This window comes from Streptomyces sp. NPDC031418 (genome assembly GCF_055581605.1).
Window position 1 is genome coordinate 69,027 of the sequence record NZ_JBVIJC010000004.1, and the last position, 16,512, is coordinate 85,538.

The 16,512-nt window shown below is 74.3% G+C and carries 15 protein-coding genes and 1 pseudogene; 12 read left to right on the forward strand and 4 right to left on the reverse strand.

All coding sequences use genetic code 11. The annotated features are described in order from the left end of the window. The 4 genes and pseudogenes from ACZ5CZ_RS06430 to ACZ5CZ_RS06445 all read right to left on the reverse strand — a co-directional run. Positions 1-84: pseudogene (locus ACZ5CZ_RS06430) on the reverse strand (inositol monophosphatase family protein); the annotation flags it as partial. Positions 85-111: 27 nt separating this feature from the next. Beyond that, entirely contained in the window at positions 112-960 is an 849-nt protein-coding gene (locus tag ACZ5CZ_RS06435) for an inositol monophosphatase family protein (RefSeq protein WP_468939743.1), read from the reverse strand. Positions 961-1,053: 93 nt separating this feature from the next. Continuing rightward, positions 1,054-2,871, reverse strand: coding sequence for a gamma-glutamyltransferase family protein (locus ACZ5CZ_RS06440; protein WP_468939746.1), 1,818 nt, complete (start codon positions 2,869-2,871; stop codon positions 1,054-1,056). Positions 2,872-3,143: 272 nt separating this feature from the next. After that, positions 3,144-5,819, reverse strand: coding sequence for a beta propeller repeat protein (locus ACZ5CZ_RS06445; RefSeq protein ID WP_468939749.1), 2,676 nt, complete (start codon positions 5,817-5,819; stop codon positions 3,144-3,146). A gap of 234 nt (positions 5,820-6,053) precedes the next feature. On the opposite strand from ACZ5CZ_RS06445, the gene ACZ5CZ_RS06450 reads away from it, so the two are divergent. From ACZ5CZ_RS06450 to ACZ5CZ_RS06505, 12 genes are all read left to right on the forward strand, one after another. After that, complete coding sequence (locus ACZ5CZ_RS06450) at positions 6,054-6,710, forward strand: Crp/Fnr family transcriptional regulator (protein WP_468939752.1); 657 nt, start codon at positions 6,054-6,056, stop codon at positions 6,708-6,710. A gap of 168 nt (positions 6,711-6,878) precedes the next feature. Beyond that, positions 6,879-7,787, forward strand: coding sequence for a hypothetical protein (locus ACZ5CZ_RS06455; RefSeq protein ID WP_468939755.1), 909 nt, complete (start codon positions 6,879-6,881; stop codon positions 7,785-7,787). Continuing rightward, positions 7,777-9,852: a hypothetical protein gene (locus ACZ5CZ_RS06460; RefSeq protein ID WP_468939757.1), complete on the forward strand. Its 2,076-nt coding sequence runs from the start codon at positions 7,777-7,779 to the stop codon at positions 9,850-9,852. The genes ACZ5CZ_RS06455 and ACZ5CZ_RS06460 overlap by 11 nt, the downstream gene beginning before the upstream one ends. A 98-nt stretch (positions 9,853-9,950) precedes the next feature. Next, entirely contained in the window at positions 9,951-10,676 is a 726-nt protein-coding gene (locus tag ACZ5CZ_RS06465; RefSeq protein WP_385842971.1) for a hypothetical protein, read from the forward strand. Continuing rightward, positions 10,673-10,945 (forward strand): DNA-binding protein, encoded by a 273-nt coding sequence (locus ACZ5CZ_RS06470; protein WP_385842973.1) that lies wholly within the window; start codon positions 10,673-10,675, stop codon positions 10,943-10,945. The genes ACZ5CZ_RS06465 and ACZ5CZ_RS06470 overlap by 4 nt, the downstream gene beginning before the upstream one ends. Before the next feature lie 58 nt (positions 10,946-11,003). Beyond that, a complete protein-coding gene (locus tag ACZ5CZ_RS06475) occupies positions 11,004-12,014 on the forward strand; it encodes a hypothetical protein (RefSeq protein ID WP_468939761.1) in 1,011 nt (336 codons plus the stop codon). 94 nt (positions 12,015-12,108) lie between these two features. Continuing rightward, positions 12,109-13,173, forward strand: coding sequence for a lipoate--protein ligase family protein (locus ACZ5CZ_RS06480; RefSeq protein WP_385843030.1), 1,065 nt, complete (start codon positions 12,109-12,111; stop codon positions 13,171-13,173). A gap of 181 nt (positions 13,174-13,354) precedes the next feature. After that, positions 13,355-13,867 (forward strand): SAV_915 family protein, encoded by a 513-nt coding sequence (locus ACZ5CZ_RS06485; protein ID WP_468939763.1) that lies wholly within the window; start codon positions 13,355-13,357, stop codon positions 13,865-13,867. After that, positions 13,864-14,154 (forward strand): DUF6317 family protein, encoded by a 291-nt coding sequence (locus ACZ5CZ_RS06490; RefSeq protein ID WP_385842976.1) that lies wholly within the window; start codon positions 13,864-13,866, stop codon positions 14,152-14,154. Before ACZ5CZ_RS06485 ends, ACZ5CZ_RS06490 begins: the two co-directional genes overlap by 4 nt. Before the next feature lie 20 nt (positions 14,155-14,174). Then, positions 14,175-15,458: a WXG100 family type VII secretion target gene (locus ACZ5CZ_RS06495; RefSeq protein WP_468939767.1), complete on the forward strand. Its 1,284-nt coding sequence runs from the start codon at positions 14,175-14,177 to the stop codon at positions 15,456-15,458. Continuing rightward, positions 15,436-15,972, forward strand: a complete 537-nt coding sequence (locus tag ACZ5CZ_RS06500; protein ID WP_385842979.1) for a hypothetical protein — start codon at positions 15,436-15,438, stop codon at positions 15,970-15,972. The genes ACZ5CZ_RS06495 and ACZ5CZ_RS06500 overlap by 23 nt, the downstream gene beginning before the upstream one ends. Further along, a complete protein-coding gene (locus ACZ5CZ_RS06505; protein WP_468939771.1) occupies positions 15,969-16,511 on the forward strand; it encodes a hypothetical protein in 543 nt (180 codons plus the stop codon). Before ACZ5CZ_RS06500 ends, ACZ5CZ_RS06505 begins: the two co-directional genes overlap by 4 nt. The last annotated feature ends 1 nt before the right edge of the window (position 16,512 follow it).

Genomic DNA, 16,512 nt, shown 5'->3' on the forward strand with positions numbered 1-16,512 from the left:
GCCGCCCGCCTCCTCGACCAGCAGCAGCCCGGCCGCGTGGTCCCAGGCGGCCTCCCAGGAGAACGCGACCGCGTCCAGCCGGCCGCTCGCGACGGCTTCTGCCCGCCCGGGTCAGGCCGCCGCGCGCAGCAGTCCGGCCACCCGGTGGGCGGTGGCGGCGTCACGGGCGGCGGTGAACGGCAGGGCGTTGTCCCCGGTCACCCGGAACGGCTCTCCGCTGCGGGTCAGGTGGGTGCCGCCCGCCTCCTCGACCAGCAGCAGCCCGGCCGCGTGGTCCCAGGCGGCCTCCCAGGAGAACGCGACCGCGTCCAGCCGGCCGCTCGCGACGGCGAGATACTCCAGGCCCGCCGAGCCGCAGGGGCGCGGGGCGAGGCCGTCGCTCCACAGCGGGAGCAGCGCCTGCTTCTGCGCGCCGGTGGTGTAGTCCGGGTGGGAGGTGGCGACGGTGAGATCCCGGCCGGGCTCGGGCGCCCCGGCGGCGAGCCGCTCGCCGTCCAGGAAGGCACCCCGGCCGCGGACGGCGGTGGCCAGCTGGTCGCGCGCGGGGGCGTAGGTCCAGGAGGCGAGGACGGTGCCGTGGTGGGCGAGCGCGACCAGGGTGCAGAAGCCGTCGTCACCGTGGACGAACTGCCGGGTGCCGTCGACCGGGTCCACGATCCAGACCGGTATGCCGCCCTGGATCGCGTCGTACGTCGCCGGGTCCGCGTGCACCGCCTCCTCGCCGACCACCAGCGAGCCCGGCAGCAGGGCGCCGAGCGCCTCGGTGAGCCGCTCCTCGGCCCGCCGGTCGGCGTCCGTCACCAGGTCGTGGGGGCCGCTCTTCTGGTCCACCTCGTGGGCGGCGAGGCGGCGGAAGCGGGGCAGGATCTCGGCCTCGGCGGCCTTGCGGAGCGCTTCCTCCACGTCGGCCGAGCAGCGGGTGAGAAACTCCTCGATGGTTTCCCTGGTCTCTTCGATCATGCCTCCATGAGAGCACGCCCCACTGACATCGCCCGCCGCCCGGGTGTACAGGGGCTGGAATCGGCATGACGAACAGGTGCCGCCGCGCCCTGTTCAGCGGCCCACCGCGTACCCCTGCATGCCGCGCGGGTTGGCCGCCGCCGAGAGGATGCCGGTGTGCGGGTCCCGGGCCACCGCGCACAGGCGGCCCTCGGACCAGGCGGGTCCGACGGTGACGTCATGGCCGCGCCGGCGCAGTTCCTCGACCACGGCGGGGTCCGTGCGGGACTCCACGGTCAGGCTGCCCGGGCGGCGACCGCGGGGGTGGAAGGAGCTGGGGAAGCTGTCGTTGTGCCAGTTCGGGGCGTCGATGGCGCCTTGCAGGTCGAGACCGCCCCGGACCGGCGGGCGCAGCGCGGCGGCGAGGAAGAAGTGCAGCTGCCACTGGTCCTGCTGGTCGCCGCCCGGGGTGCCGAACGCCAGCACCGGGACGCCGTCGCGCAGGGCGAGGGACGGGGTGAGGGTGGTGCGGGGGCGGCGGCCCGGGGTGAGGGAGTTCGGCAGGCCCTCCTCCAGCCAGGTCATCTGGAGCCGGGTGCCGAGCGGAAAGCCCAGCTCGGGCACGACCGGGTTGGACTGGAGCCAGCCGCCGCTGGGCGTGGCCGCGATCATGTTGCCCCAGCGGTCGACCACGTCCAGGTGGCAGGTGTCGCCGCGGGTGGTGCCGTCGGCGGCCACCTGCGGCTCGGCGGGGAACTGCGCGACGGTCGGTTCGCCCGCGCCCATCGGGTCGAAGCCCCGGCCGGTGCCCTCCGGCACGCACGCGTGTGCCTGCGCGGGCAGCCGCGGGGCGCGTCCGCCGGGGCTGCCGGGCCGCAGCTCGTACGAGGCCTTGGCGCCGACGAGGGCCCGCCGCGCGGCGTTGTACTCGTCCGACAGCAGCTCGGCGAGCGGCACCTCGGCGGCGTCGCCGTACCAGGCCTCCCGGTCGGCCATGGCGAGCTTGCAGTTCTCGACCAGCAGGTGGACGTACTCGGCGGAGCCGGGGGCGGGCAGCTCGGGCGGGAGCAGGGCGAGCTGCTGGAGCAGGGCGGGTCCCTGGCTCCAGGGGCCGGCCTTGCACACGGTCCAGCCGTTCCAGTCGTAGCGCACCGGCGGCTCGTAGGACGCCGACCAGCCGGCGAGGTCGGCCTCGGTGAGCGTGCCGGTGTGCCGGGCGCCGCTGGTGTCCAGGGTGGGCCGGCGGGACTGCCGTACCAGCGCCTCGGCGATGAAGCCGGAGCGCCACACCTCGCGGGCCGCGTCGATCCGGGCCTCCCGGTCGCCGGCCCGCGCGGTCTCGGCGAGCAGTCGCTGCCAGGTGGCGGCGAGGGCGGGGTTGCGCAGGAGCGCACCGGACCGGGGCGCCCTGCCGCCCGGCAGATACACCTCCGCCGAGGAGGTCCACTCCGTCTCGAACAGCGTCCGTACGCTCTCGACGGTCGCGCCGACCATCTCCACGGGCGGGTGCCCGTGCGCGGCGTATCCGATGGCGTACTTCAGGACGTCGTCCAGGGACTTGGTGCCGTGGTCGCGCAGGAGCAGCAGCCAGGCGTCGAAGGCGCCGGGCACGGCGGCCGCGAGCGGACCGGTCCCGGGCACCAGGTCCAGCCCGAGCCCCCGGTAGTGGGCGACGGTGGCACCGGCCGGAGCCACGCCCTGCCCGCACAGCACCCGCACCTCGCCGCCCGCCGGGGCGAGCAGGATCGGCACCTCGCCGGCGGGCCCGTTCAGATGCGGCTCCACCACATGCAGCACGAACGCCCCCGCCGCGGCGGCGTCGAAGGCGTTGCCGCCGTCCTCCAGCACCGCCATCGCGGACTGCGAGGCGAGCCAGTGGGTGGAGGACACCATGCCGAACGTGCCCTGGAGGGTCGGGCGGGTGGTGAACATACGGGCTCTCACCTCGCTGCGATCGGAGTGCCCATCGTAGGGTGCCGGGACCCTCTCGACCGGGTGAACCTTCCTGGCCGGCTTCCGGTTTAAGTGGTCACTCCAGGAGCAGGCGATCGCCGACACGCTGGGCAGGCCGGCGGACCTGGGCTGCCCGGAACCTCCCCGGTGAGGCCCTCGGTCTGTAGCCCGGACACGCCGGACGGCCGGTGGGTCCCGGGGGTCCGGGGCCGCACCGGCCGTCGTCGTACGGCGGGGCGTACAGGCCGTGATCAGTCCTTACGGCCCCTGAGGTGCCGTACGTCGTAGGACCGGATGCCGCGGCCGTGGGTGGCGGCGTACAGCCTGCCGTCGGGGCCGAGGCGCAGCTGCATCACGGCCGTGGTGGGCAGGTTGTGGCCGAGGACCAGCCACTTGGTGGCCCCGGCGGGCCGGTAGAAGGTGGCGAGGTCGGTGCCGAGGGCGAGGCCGCCGTTCGGCAGGAGCTTGACCGCGTCGGCGGGGACGTCGGGCAGGTTGGCCGAGATGTCCGTCCAGTGCGCGCCGCCGTCCCTGGACTCGAAGACGTGGCCGACGCCGGCGCCCGGGCCCTCGGTCCACCGGCGGGAGAAGCCGTTCATCGCCACGTAGACGTGCTGGGCGTCGGACGGGTCGATCTCGAAGCCGGAGACGTAGCGGTTCGGGACGGTGCCGTCGACCGGAAGGTTCAGCTGGTGCCAGCCGGTCCCGTCCGCCTTGCCGACCGCGATGCCCCGGGTGAAGCCCTGGTTGTTGCAGGGGCCGCACCAGCCGACGTACACCGTGCCGCCGGAGGACGCCACGGCGGTGGCCACATGGCCGTCGCCGAGGTCGTAGGCGCTGGTCCACTCCTTGCCGGAGCGGATCGCGAAGCCCTTGGTCTGCACCCAGACGTGCCGGCCGCCCGCGATCCAGGTGTGCGTGTCCTTGGCGTCGGCGGTGATCGGGGCGATGAAGCGGGCGCCCGCGCCGCCCAGGTCCTTGTCCGGCGGGGCGACCTCGTACTCGGTGGCCTTGGCCGGGTCCGTCGACCAGGAACCGTCGTTCGCACCGCAGTTCTGGGTCACCCACATGTCCAGGTAGACGTACTCGGCGGCGATGTTGCAGCCGTTGGCGGGGTCGGCGATGGTGTCGCCGCCGTCGCCGCCGAAGTTCGAGCCCATCACCCTGTCGTGGCCGCGCAGGATCGACTGGCCGTTGTCCTGGAGGCCGCCGGTGACCGAGACGCCGCCGTGGTCGAGGTCCCTGCCGACGCCCACGGAGTAGTACTGGAGGGCGTCGATGGTGCCGTCGTTGAGGGACTGCCAGTCCTTGGCGTGGCCGCCGGAGTCCACCGCGCCGTTCAGCGGGCGCCGGTAGATGCCGCCGTCGTTGCCGACGTAGGCCCAGGTCTTGCCCTTGGAGCTGCCGATCGCGACCGCGTGCTGGTCGGAGTGCGTGGTGGGCGAGCAGTCGCCGGTCTGCTTGGCCGGGTCGATGCTCCAGCAGGGGAAGGGGAAGTTCCAGTACGGGCCCGGGGTGGTCCAGCTCTGGCCGCCGTTCTTGGTCTCGAAGACCTCTTCCAGGCCGAGGTAGAGGTGGTCGGGGTCGGCCGGGTCGACCTGGAGGAACTGGTTGTACCAGGACTGGATGCCGGGCATGTAGCCCGCGCCCTGCAAGGCGGACCCGGACGCCTTCAGCTTGGTGTAGTCGGCGATCTGCGTCCACGGCCCGAACGGGGAGCCGTTCTTGGAGACGTACACGCCCTTCAGCCCGCTGTCCGGGTTGGCGGCCATCTGCGCCGGCGACTGGTCGATGGCGTACAGGCGCGAGCCGTCGGCCGCCGCCGCGAACGTCATGTTGCCGACGTCGTCGCTGTCGGTCGGCAGGTCGCCCAGGCCGCTGACCGGCTTCCAGCTGCCGTCGTCCGCCTTCGCGTACAGCCCGTTGTAGGTGTCGCCGCCGCGCCAGCCGACCGCGAGCAGGACCTTGCCGGGGTCCTTGGGGTCGACGGCGATGTCGTTGGCGATGTTCTTGTACGGCGCGCTCGGGTCGTCCGCCTTCGAACCGCCGGGCAGGTAGTCCGGGTTGGGTGCGAACTCGTGCTTCCAGGGGCCGGAGAGGGTGGTCGTGGAGTGCGACCAGACACCGGTGCTGGTGGCCGCCCACACCGTGGTGCCGGCGAAGCGCAGCGCGTGGATGACGGTGGACTCCAGCTCCGCGCCGCCCACCCGGTCACCGGGCTGGAACTGCCCGTGGTGCGGGTCCTTCAGTACGTACACACCCGTGCCGACGAAGGACGTCGCGCCGGTGTTGGACTCGCCGGTGGCGTACCAGAGCCGCTGCCGGCCGTCCAGGGCGAGGGTGCCGGTCGACAGGGAGGGCAGCGCGTCGGCGATCGGCTTCCAGTGGCCGCCGCCGGTGGTGGAGCGGAAGACGCCTCCGTTGGCGCCGCCCGCGTAGACGTAGCCCTGGTCGTCGGCGGCGATACCGGTGATCCGGCCCGTCACCTTGCCGGCGCCGCCGCTGGAGTTGGAGTTCACATCGCGGTAGCGGCGGTCGTCGGAGTCGTACGCCTTGTCCGTGACGTGGTTCCAGCTGCCGGGCGTGTGCCGCATCGACTGCAACTGCTGCCAGGCCGCCCCGTAGGCCCCGGGCGCGACGACGCCGGGCGCGGTGCGGGCCTCGGTGAACTGGGCGGTGGACTCGGCCGAGTTCTCCGCCTCGTCGCCGCCGTCGTCATCGCCCTCGGTCGCGTTGAGGGCGGACATGCCCTGTCCGGCGCGCACCGCCTTGATGTGCTGCCGGCCGGCGGCGGCCTGGTGGCGGGCCTGCCAGGGCCGGGGTCTGGTGTCGTGCGAGGCCGCGAACGACTGGGTGCTCACCAGTCCGAACGCGGCCGCCACGACGGCGCAGGTCATGAGCCGTCGTCGCTGTTGCGGGGCCGTCATGCCCTCTCCTCCCTGCACCGGGCATATCGGGGTGTCCCGGCGCAGAGGGGATCTTGGCGTGGCCACAACAGTCGCAGATAGGGCTCACAGGAAAATATGGCGTGGTGTTTACCGAGCACCGCACATGAACCCGATCATCACCAACTCGGCCAGACGGAGCCGGAGATGGTGATGTCGCGAACAGATGTGATCATTGCCCACCGCCGGCTTCTCCGCTCCTCTACTTTTCGTCGCATGAGCGAAGAAACCCCTCTCTCGCCGTACGCGACACTGCGCGACACGGCCCCCTTCGAGGCCTGGCGGGAGCTGACCGGCCGCCCTGCCCGCCGGCACCCCGCCGGGGTGCCACTGCTCCGTCAGGGAGAGCCCGGAACTCATGTATTGGTACTGCTCCATGGCGTGGTGAAGGTGGTCCGCAGAAGCGCTGACGGCCGCGAGAAGCTGCTGTCCTTCCGCGGTCCGGGAGAAGTGCTGGGCGAGATGGCGGTACAGGACGGCGACACCCGGCTCGCGGACGTCCAGACCATTACTGAATGCAAAGTGATCCCCGTTTCCGCGCGCGACTTCCGTGACGTCGTCAGGAGGTACGGCCTCGGGGAGCAGCTGGCCCGGCTCGCGGTGAGCCGGCTGCGCGAGCAGACCCAGGCCGGCGAGGGCGACCTCGACCGGCGGCTCGCGGCCGCGCTGCTCCGCCTCATGGCGCTGTCCGGCGCGCACACGTTCCGCCTCACCCGGGTGGAGCTGGCCCAGCACCTCGACACGGGCCGGCGGTCCGTCAGCGAGGCGCTACGGCGCCTGGGTCCGGAGTGCGTGCGGGTCGGCCGTACCTCCGTCCAGGTCGTGGACGAGCGGCGGCTGCGCGCCGTACTGCGGCAGCGGCCCGCGGCCTGAGCCGGATGTGACGGCCGCCTGAGCCGGATGTGACGGCCGACACGCTCCGTCGGTGCCGAGGGAACGGAACTCCCGCCGTTTCCCCATGAAGCTCGACGGAGCACGGGCCGACAGACCCAGCCCGGCTCAACTTCCTTGTCCTACACGCGTTTTACCGAAGGAGAGACAGTGCACGTCGACGCCCAGGCACCGCCGGTGACCACGGCACTCCCCTACTCGCGCAGCCGTCCGCTCCCCCCGTACCGCGGCATCCTGGCCGTGGACATGGAGGGCTTCACCGCGCGCCCGGCGATCGAGCACGAGGCGCTCAGCCGGGCGGTGCCCGAGCTGGTCAGGACCTCGCTGGCGCGCGCCGGGCTGGCCGAGGTGTGGGACACCCGGCTGTTTCCCGCCACGACCGGCGACGGCTACGTCCTCGGCTTCGACCCCAGGCTGCTGCCGCTGGTGATCCATCCCTGGCTGGACACCCTCCAGGACGTGCTCGCCGAACTGAACGTGCACGGCGCCGGACTGGCCCGGATCAGGCTGCGCGTCAGTCTGCACATCGGCCCGCTCCCCGACACCGGGGACGTCTTCGGCGGCAACGGAACGGCACGCAACGACACGCACCGGCTGCTCGACTCCCGTCCCGTCAGGGCCGTGCTGGCCCAGTCCCATGAGCGGGTCACGCAGGTGGTGGCCATCCTGTCCGACCGCTGCTACCAGGACGCCGTCGCCTCCGGGTACACCGGGCGGCCCTGCGAGCAGTTCATCGAGGTGCCGGCGACCGTCGAGGGCAAGGCGTTCGCCCAGCGGGCCTGGCTGTACGTGCCCTCGCCCTCCGGGCCGCTGTCCGTACCGCCCGGCCGGCCCGCGGCATCGGAAGAAGCGCCGGAGGAGGCACCGAAGCAGGCACCGCAGGAGGGACCGGAAGGGGCGCAGGCGAAGGCCCCGGCGGTCGGCCTGGGCCGCGCCGTCATCGGGGTGCTGCGCGCCGACCGGGGCATCGTCAACACCGGTTCCGTGCACGGCGGGCAGCACCTGACCGTTCTCGGTCCGTCCGCGCGCCCGGATGCGGAGGAGCGCCATGACGGCTGAGGACGACCCGGACGACCTCCTCGACGCCCTGCTGCCCGGGGTCGCCCGGGTCAGGGGGACGGTGGTCGTCGCCCCGCACGGGACCGTCAACACCGGAACCGTGCACGGCGATCAGCGCTACGCGTCCGCGGACTCCCCCGCGCCCGGCGGCCTGGGCCTGCCCCCGGTCCGCCAGGGGCCGGTGCGGGCGAAGGAGCTCCGGGCGGCCCGCGCCCACTTCGTGCCGCCCGCCGGATACACCGACGCCCTGGAGGCGCTCGGCTCCGGAGTCCTGTTCCTCGTCGGCCCGCCCGGAACCGGCCGCCAGACGCTGGCGCTGAACCTGCTGGCGCACGAACGTGCCGATCCCGCGCTGGTCCAGGTCGACGGGACCGTGGACCTCGCGCACTGGCGGCCCCGGCCCCACGGGACGCACGGCTTCCTGGTGATGAACCTGGCCGATCCGCTCGCCCTGCGGCCCTGGGACATCGAGCGCCTGGAGCGCGAGCTGGCGGAGGCCGGTGCCCGGATGGTCGTCGTCCTGCGGGAGACACCGGGTCTGGCGCGGGCCCTTGAGGAGCGGCTGGGCGTGTGCGCGCTGCGCCACCGGCCGCCCCACCCCGGGAAGGTCTTCGCGCGCCACTTCGCCCGCCTGTGCCCCGACCCCGGGGAGCGGGCCCGCCGGCGCAGACGGGTGGGGCCGGCCGCCCTCGCCGCGCTGCTGCCGCCCGGGCTGCCGCCGGGCAAGGCGGTGCGGGTCGCCGAGGCGCTGTCCGGCCCCGGACCCGCCGGCCGGGTGACCGCCGCCGCACTGACGGCCCGGCTCGCCGCCGCCGAGGCCGCGCGGCTGCTGTCCGGCACGGACACCGGCCCGGTCGTCGGCGCGGACACCGGTCCGGGCTTCGGCACGGACGGCGATCCCGTGCTGCCGGCCCACCTGTTCGCGGTCTGCGTCCACCGGGGACTGGACCGGGAGACCATCCTCGGCCGGGCGGCGGACCTGCTCGACCTGGTCCGCGCCGACCGCGCCGCCGCGGACCCTGCCGAGACGTCACCGCGCACCACAAGGGGTGTACAGGCAGCCGCACCAGCCGTCCTCGCGGCCGTCGGGGGGCGGTGCACGGTCCGCGAGGACGGCGACGGCACCGTCGACCTCCTCTGGCCCGCGGTGGGCGAGGCGGTCTGGGACGTGGTGTGCCGGGAGCGGACCGAGTGGCTGCCGCTGCTGCACCGCTGGCTCGGCACAGCCGCGGACGAGGTGCAGGCGGAGCACGCCGCGCGTGCGCTGAGCGCGCTGGCCGCGCGGACGGCCGGACGGAGCCTCGGACTGGTCGAGGACCTGGTCGGCACCGGGCTCCGGACGGCCGTCGAGGTCGCGGGGCGCGCCCTCGCCGCTCAGGGCCGCCTCGACCGGGCCGCCGCCCCGGCGCTCGCGCTGCTGGACGCGTGGAGCCGCGCCCCCGAACCCGCCTGCCGGGCCGCGGTCCTGGCCGCCTGCCGGCCGGACGCCGAGGCGCTGCCCGCCGAGACCGCCCTGCGGCTGCTGCGCCAGGTGCTGGACGCCCTCGCCGACGACGCCGACCCCACCCCCACGGCCATGGGCGTGTCGGCGACGCTGGTACGCCGGTTCGCCACCGGTTCCGCGCCCACCCGGCAGGTGATGGTGCGTCACCTGGCCGAGTGGGCGGCGATCGAGGACCTGCCGGGACTGGTGACCGTCCTCACCGTCCCCGCCCTCGTCGCCGAGGACCCCGGCTGGTACGGCGCGCTGCTGACCGCCGGGCAGGAGGGCGCGGACCAGGTCGTCGCCCTCGTGTGCCACGCCCTGGACGAGGCGATGGCCTACCCCGCGATGCGGGACACGCTGCTCACCTGGTGCGCCGGGGCGGCCGGGACTCCGGAGCAGGAGCGGCAGCTGGACGAGCTGTTCGCCCGGCTCGTCCGGCAGCGCAACCCCGGCAGCCTGCGACTGCTGAGGTCGATCGACCGGGCCGGGGACACCACCCCCGGCAAGGCGCTCGCCGAACGGTCGCTCGCCGAGTGGCGCGCCGGAGCCGTGCCGGAAGGCGCCGACCAGAGCGCCTGATCCGCCCTGCCCTCTCCGGCGCCGCCCGGGCTCCCCACCACCCGCCGCCGGACACATCCCCGCGGCACCCCATGCCCCCTCACCACCCGAGGAGATCGATGACACCCCTGCCCCCGTACCCCACCAGCCTCTTCACGCGCGTGGAGCGGGAGATGGCCGGCCGGGAACCGCTGGCCGGGCTCCGGCTGGACGACGGCTCCGGCGCCCCGGGCACCGCCCTGACCCCCGCCGAGGCACGCCCCCTGCTCTACGACCGCTGCGCACCGGCCGCCGTACGGACCTCGCTGTGGCACCAGATCGCCGCGCTGGCCCGCGAGGACACCGACGGGAACGGCTGGCTGCTCGGCGCGGTGTGGTGCGCCCTGCCCGGGCTGCGCCGCCACGCCTTCGCGATCGTCCAGCGCCTGGGCGCCGAACGGGACGACGTGGAGGCGGAGATGCTCACCGCCTGCCTGGAGACCCTGCGGACGATCGAGCCGGGCACCGCCGACCCGGGCTCCGTGCTGCTGCGTGCCGCGTGCACCCATGCCTGGAACACCGCCGGGCAGGCCCGGGCCGAGCGGCCCGTCGAGGACGTCCAGGTCGCGGCGGCGGTCCGCCGGGACCGGGGCGCGCTGTGGCAGGCGGAGTTCGACGGCGGTACCCGGCCGGAGGGGCTCGCCGCGACCCTGCGGATCACCGTCCCGGCCGACCGGGCCGAGGGGGTGCGCCTCGGCGCCCTGGCCGCGGAATGGGGGCTGACCGAGCGGGTCGCCACGGCCCGCCGGATCCACCGGGGCCGCCGGGTGGGCACGCTGTCCCTGCGGCCCGGGAGCGGCCGATGACCGGGCGCCCGCCGACCCCGCTGACCTTCCGGGAGGTCCTCGACCTGCCGGTCAGCGTCGATCTCCGTACGGCGGCCCGGGCGTACGGCATGTGCATGGCCACCGCCTACCGGCTGGTCGCCCTCGGCACGTTCCCCTGCGAGACGGTCCGGGTCGGCCGCCGGCACCGTGTCCTCACCACCCGTCTGCTGTCCTCGCTGGGCATCGAGGAGCGGCCCGTCTACGCCGACGACCTCGGCGACGGCGTGGCGCTGACGCTGTTCGACTGAGCCCCCTTCGCCTCACTTCCCTCACCCTTTCCTTCCCTTCTTTCGGAGGTACTCCGTCATGCCCACGTGTCTCGCCCTCGGTCCCACGGCGCTCTTCCACGAGGAGGTCGTGCGGCCCGTCTGCGAAGAGCTGGAGCTGTCCCTGGTCCGGGCCGACCAGCTCGCCGACCCGAGCCCGCTCGGCGACCGGCTCGTCCGGCACCTCGTCGAGGAGGACGTGGTCGTCGCCGATCTCACCGGGGGCCATCCGTCCGTCGTGCTCGGGCTGGGGGTCCGGCACGCCGCCGGCCGGCGCACGGTGCGTCTGGTGCAGGCCGGGACGGTGCCGGCGGGCCTCGACGCGTTCCCGGCGCTCGAGTTCCCGCCGCTGCCGCTCGGCCGGGCCGTGGCGCGGGCCCTGCTGCGGGCGGCGCTCGCCGAGGAGCTGGGCCGGACGGCCGTACCCACGCCGGGTGAGGGGTCCGGCGAGGCCGCGCCCGGGTGGGAGGAGGAGGCCCCGGCCGCGCCGGAGGAGAACGGGCCCGGCCTGCTGGATCTGGCCGTGGAGGCCGAGACCGAGATGGGGGCCATGGCGGAGGACATGGCGATGGTCGAGGCGGCCTTCGAGGATCTGGGCGCGATGGCGGAGCTGTCCTCCGAGGACCTGCTGCGGGCCAATCTGCCGGGCGTGCCGATGAGCGCTCAGCTGGCCGCGGTCAACCGGTTCGCCAAGTCCATCGAGGGCCCGTCGGCCGAGCTGGAGGAGGCGGCCCGACGGCTCGCCGGCCGGATGGAGCTGACCTTCGGCGCGCTGCGCGCGTTCCTGGAGTGGACCGCCGAGACCCCGCGCGCGGAGTGGCCGGACGGCATCGACTCGCTGCTCGACCAGATGATCGAGCAGTCCCGGGAGATGCGGGAGGCGGCCACCAGCGCCGAGGAGTTCGAATCCATGCTGGTGTGGATCGGCCGTACCAGCAGCCGGGTGCGCAGGCCGAGCCGGAAGATCGTCGGCTCGCTGCGGACGCTCATGGGGGCGGTGGCGCCGTTCGAGGAGTTCGAGCACATGGCGCGCACGCTCAGGAAGGCCTGAGCGGGGCGGGCGGCCCGGCCGGTCCGGGGCCGCGGGGGGAACACCGCGGCCCTCCCGGTCGTTGATCTCGTGCGGCAGGATGGAGGACCGGACAGTGCACGGTGAGTACAAGGTGCCCGGCGGCAAGCTCGTCGTCGTCGACGCGGAGGTCGAGGACGGCGTGCTGCGGCAGGTGCGCGTGGCGGGCGACTTCTTCCTGGAGCCGGACGAGGCACTGGACGCGGTGAACCGCGCCCTGGAGGGGGCCCCGGCGGACACCGACGCGTCGGGGCTGGCCGCGCGGATCGAGGCCGCGCTGCCGGCGGGGACCGTGATGTACGGGCTGACCGCCGAGGGCGTGGGCATCGCGGTGCGCAGAGCGCTCGCACACGCCACGGACTGGACGGACTACGCTTGGCAGCTGATCCACGAGAGCCCCCAGCCGCCTGCGCTGCACATGGCGCTGGACGAGGTGCTGACCGCCGAGGTGGCCGCGGGCCGGCGGCCGCCGACGCTGCGGGTGTGGGAGTGGGGCGCCCCCGCGGTGATCATCGGCAGCTTCCAGTCGCTGCGCAACGAGGTCGACCCCGAGGGCGCCGCCCGGCACGGGATCGAGGTGGTGCGGCGGATCTCCGGCGGCGGCGCGATGTTCGTGGAGCCGGGCAACACGATCACCTACTCGCTGTCGGTGCCCGACTCCCTCGTCCAGGGCCTGTCCTTCCAGGACAGCTACGCCTATCTGGACGACTGGGTGCTGGGTGCCCTCGGCGAGATGGGCATCCGGGCCTGGTACCAGCCGCTGAACGACATCGCCACCGAGCAGGGCAAGATCGCGGGCGCGGCGCAGAAGCGGATCGTCGGACCGGGCGGCGGGCCGGGCGCCGTACTGCACCATGTGACGATGTCGTACGACATCGACGCCGACAAGATGGTCGAGGTGCTGCGGATCGGGCGGGAGAAGCTGTCCGGCAAGGGCACCGCGAGCGCGAAGAAGCGGGTGGATCCGCTGCGCCGCCAGACCGGGCTGCCGCGCGCCGCGGTGATCGAGCGGATGATCGACTCCTTCCGCGCGCGGTACGGCCTGGAGCAGGGCAAGATCACGGACGAGGAGCTGGCCCGGGCCGAGGAGCTGGCGCGGACCAAGTTCACGTCGGCCGAGTGGACCGCGAGAGTGCCGTGACCGTCGGGGGCCTCCTTCAGGGAAGGGTCAAGAGCTTCCCTCGCCCCGCCCAAACGGTCGTATGAGTTCCGTGTACGTCGGAACCGCCGTCCCCACTTAGCCGGATTTGCCCCGCCGCCCGCTGGCTACCGTGGACGGGCCCGATTCGGCCACGCAGAACCACGGGGAAGAGGTGACGGCGGTGGGGGCGCCGAAGCGTTCTCGGCTGCGCGATTTCCTGGAACCGGAGCCGCCCGCCGGGCCGCCTCCGGAGCAGGCACCGGAAGCGCGCCCGGCCCGGCTGCGGGATCTCCTGACCGGCGCGCCGCCGCCGCGGGCGGCCGGTGACGACCGCCGCCCCGGCCCCCGGCCGGGGGTGCCCGCCTACCACACGCCGGTGTGCGTTCCGGCGCATCCGCGCTCCGTCGCGGGGACCGGCGGCGACGGCCGCCCCGCGCGGGTGCCGTTCGTCGTCCTGGAGCTGTTCGAGCACCCCGCGCACGGCACGGTCGCCTTCGCCTTCAGCACGCCGGCGAAGCTGGCCGAAGCCCTCGGTGAGGCCCAGCCGTGGGTCGCCGCCTCGCTCGGCCCGCTGGCCGAGGGCGTGCGCGCCCAGGGCGTCACCGTGCTGGTGGACCCGCGGGTGCCGGCCGGCCGCCACCACTGGGAACCGGCCGACCTGGCCGCCTACGCACGGGAGGTGCGCACGCCATGACCGACTTCACGGTGATCTACGACGACCTGTCGACGATGGCGAAGACGTTCCACACCCAGGCCCGCGACTACCGTGCGCTGCACGCCGACGTGGCCCCCGCCGTGGCCGGCAGCGGCGATCCGGGGCTGGACTCGGCCATCAAGGAGGTCGCCGACCTCATCGTCGCCCTGCACATCGGCATGGCCGACCGGCTGGACGACCACGGCGACAAGGTGGCGTACGCGCGGGACTCCTTCCACCGGCACGACGTGGACGTCCACGGTGTCTTCGAAGACCTGATGGGCTGAGAGCTGACGGGTGAGCACGGATGAGTGACAGCTGGGTCGGCGGTGACATCGGCGGGCTGCGCACGATGGCCGAGACGTACAAGAACGCCAAGGACAAGCTCGACGGCGTGGTCAGGCCGATCGGCAGCGCCGTCGACAAGCTGGTCGACGACGCGAGCTGGAAGGGCGAGGCGGCCGAGGCCTTCCGCGCCAAGTGGAGCGAGGACGCGCTGGCCGCCGGCGGCTTCGCCGAACTGGTGCACGCGGCCGGCGAGATCCTCCAGACCCTCGCCGACGCGCTGGCCACGTGCGAGGCGTCCCTTCAGAACGCGGAGGACGTCGCGGCCCGCAAGGGGGTGCCGACGGGCCCCCGGGGCGCGCCGCTGCCGATGACGACGGCCAACCCGCCGACCGCGGACGACCACAAGGCCGTCGCGGCGCTGGACGAGTACGCCACGGCACGCGACGAGATCCTGCACACCGCCCAGCACGCACGGCTGGTCGCGGCGAAGCAGTTGCAGGGGCTGTACGACAAGGTGACCTCGAAGGACGACTCGGTCTCCCCCGGGGACAAGGTCACCCTGTACGACGCGCTGCGCGGGCTGTACGCGTACGACGCCGAGGACGCCCGGGCGGGCGGTATCGAGGCCCGCCAGCACATCGACGCGGCCAGGGCCGAGGCACAGGCCGCGAAGAAGCAACTCCGCGCCGAGCGAAGGGTGTTCCAGCAGCAGGGCCGCCGGCTGCCCGACGACCTGCCGGCCAAGAGCGCCTACCGCGACGCGGTCACCAAGGTGGACTCGCTGGAGCGGGACATCGCCCGCGCCGACAGCGGCAGCAGCAAGCTGCCGTACGACCGTGCCCTGAACGTGAAGCTGGCCGACGCCGCGGACGCGCTGCGCCTGGGCAGGGGGCTGGAGGCGCTGCCGGACGCCCTGAAGGAGCTGCCGGTGCTGGACGTGGCCGCGGCGGCCGCCTGCGGGCTGATCGAGGCCAAGGACGACCATGACAAGGGCTGGTCCTGGCAGCACTCCGTCGTCGTGGACGGCGGCGTCGCGCTCGGTGGACTGGCCGCCGGTGCGGCGATCACCGCGGCCCTGCCCGTCGAGGGTGCCGCCGCCGTCGCCGCGGTCGGGGTCGGCACGGTGATCGTCTCGACCTCGGTCCTCGACCACGCCTTCCACGAGCACTGGAGCGAGGACATTCACGACCACGGGGTGGTCGGTGGCGTGCTGACCGGCACCAAGCACGTCGCCACGGAGACCGTCGACGACGGAAAGCGACTGGCGAAGGATGTCTGGCATGGCGTCACGAGTATCTTCTGAGGCCCCCGCCCCGGGGTTCTCCGTCCCCGTCCCCGCCCTGCCGAAACTGGGCCGGACGTGGTACGAGCGCGGCACGCGCTACTGGCTGTGCCGGGCCCGTACGACGGTCTTCATCGTGTTCGCCATGGCCATGTTCTGCCTGTTCGCGCTGGGCCTGTACGCGGGGGTCCGGGATCTGCTGCCGGCCACCGCGCGGGTCGTGTGGGACGGGGTGCAGGCGGCGGCGTCCGCCGTGACCCTGGTGTGGGGCTGGGTGGCGCAGCGCCGGGGCCACCGCGCGGCGCTGGCGGACCCGCCGACCCCCGAGGAGACGCTCCGGGCCAAACGCGCCCACGACCGGCGCGTCCCGGGCCGGATCGCCCTGGGGCGCGGGCTGGTGCTGCTCGCCGCCCCCGTCATGCCGGCGTTCGCCGCGTACCTCGTGGGCTGGCTGGCGGCCTGGACGACCGTGCGCGAGTACCCCAGCGAGGTCGGCGCCCGCCGCTGGCTCGAGGCGCACTCCACCCGTCCATGACCCCGCACCGCCCCTCGACCCCGCCCGCGGCTCCCGTGACCGTCCCGGCGCTGCCGGGCCTCGGGACCACCTGGTACCGGCGCGGGGCACGCTACTGGCTGCGCCGCGCCGGCGGCGCCGTCCTCCTGCTCACGGTCCTGGCCTTCTTCTGCTATGTCGCCCTGCGGCTGTATCTCGGCGTGCCGCGCAGCGACCTGCCGCCGCGGGTGCGCCGGGCGTGGGACGCCGTCCAGGCGGTCGCGTCCTGCGCGGCCCTGGTCCATGGCTGGGTCGGTCAGCGCCGCGCACTGCGGCGGCAACGGCTGGACCCGCCGGCGCCGGGCGAGGTCCGCGCGGCGAAGCGGGCGGCGACCGGCCGGGCCGGGAACTGGTCCCGGGCGGGTGTCGTGCCGCTGCTGCTCGCGGCGCCGGTCCTGCCCGCGTTCGCGGCCTGGTGCGCGGGCCGGCTCCTGGCCGCCCTCGCCGTCCGCGCGTACCCGAGCGAGATCGGCGCCCGTCGCCAACTGGAGGAACATAACGGGTCAATCAGTACGTCGTGAA

Bases quoted from the DNA above. Each gene is read 5' to 3' on its own strand.
- ACZ5CZ_RS06460 (WP_468939757.1), top strand. From the start codon at position 7,777: ATGACGGCTGAGGACGACCCGGACGACCTCCTCGACGCCCTGCTGCCC.
- ACZ5CZ_RS06445 (WP_468939749.1), bottom strand. From the start codon at position 5,819: ATGACGGCCCCGCAACAGCGACGACGGCTCATGACCTGCGCCGTCGTG.
- ACZ5CZ_RS06470 (WP_385842973.1), top strand. From the start codon at position 10,673: ATGACCGGGCGCCCGCCGACCCCGCTGACCTTCCGGGAGGTCCTCGAC.
- ACZ5CZ_RS06435 (WP_468939743.1), bottom strand. From the start codon at position 960: ATGATCGAAGAGACCAGGGAAACCATCGAGGAGTTTCTCACCCGCTGC.
- ACZ5CZ_RS06505 (WP_468939771.1), top strand. From the start codon at position 15,969: ATGACCCCGCACCGCCCCTCGACCCCGCCCGCGGCTCCCGTGACCGTC.
- ACZ5CZ_RS06475 (WP_468939761.1), top strand. From the start codon at position 11,004: ATGCCCACGTGTCTCGCCCTCGGTCCCACGGCGCTCTTCCACGAGGAG.
- ACZ5CZ_RS06465 (WP_385842971.1), top strand. From the start codon at position 9,951: ATGACACCCCTGCCCCCGTACCCCACCAGCCTCTTCACGCGCGTGGAG.
- ACZ5CZ_RS06495 (WP_468939767.1), top strand. From the start codon at position 14,175: ATGAGTGACAGCTGGGTCGGCGGTGACATCGGCGGGCTGCGCACGATG.
- ACZ5CZ_RS06450 (WP_468939752.1), top strand. From the start codon at position 6,054: ATGAGCGAAGAAACCCCTCTCTCGCCGTACGCGACACTGCGCGACACG.
- ACZ5CZ_RS06490 (WP_385842976.1), top strand. From the start codon at position 13,864: ATGACCGACTTCACGGTGATCTACGACGACCTGTCGACGATGGCGAAG.
- ACZ5CZ_RS06500 (WP_385842979.1), top strand. From the start codon at position 15,436: ATGGCGTCACGAGTATCTTCTGAGGCCCCCGCCCCGGGGTTCTCCGTC.
- ACZ5CZ_RS06440 (WP_468939746.1), bottom strand. From the start codon at position 2,871: ATGTTCACCACCCGCCCGACCCTCCAGGGCACGTTCGGCATGGTGTCC.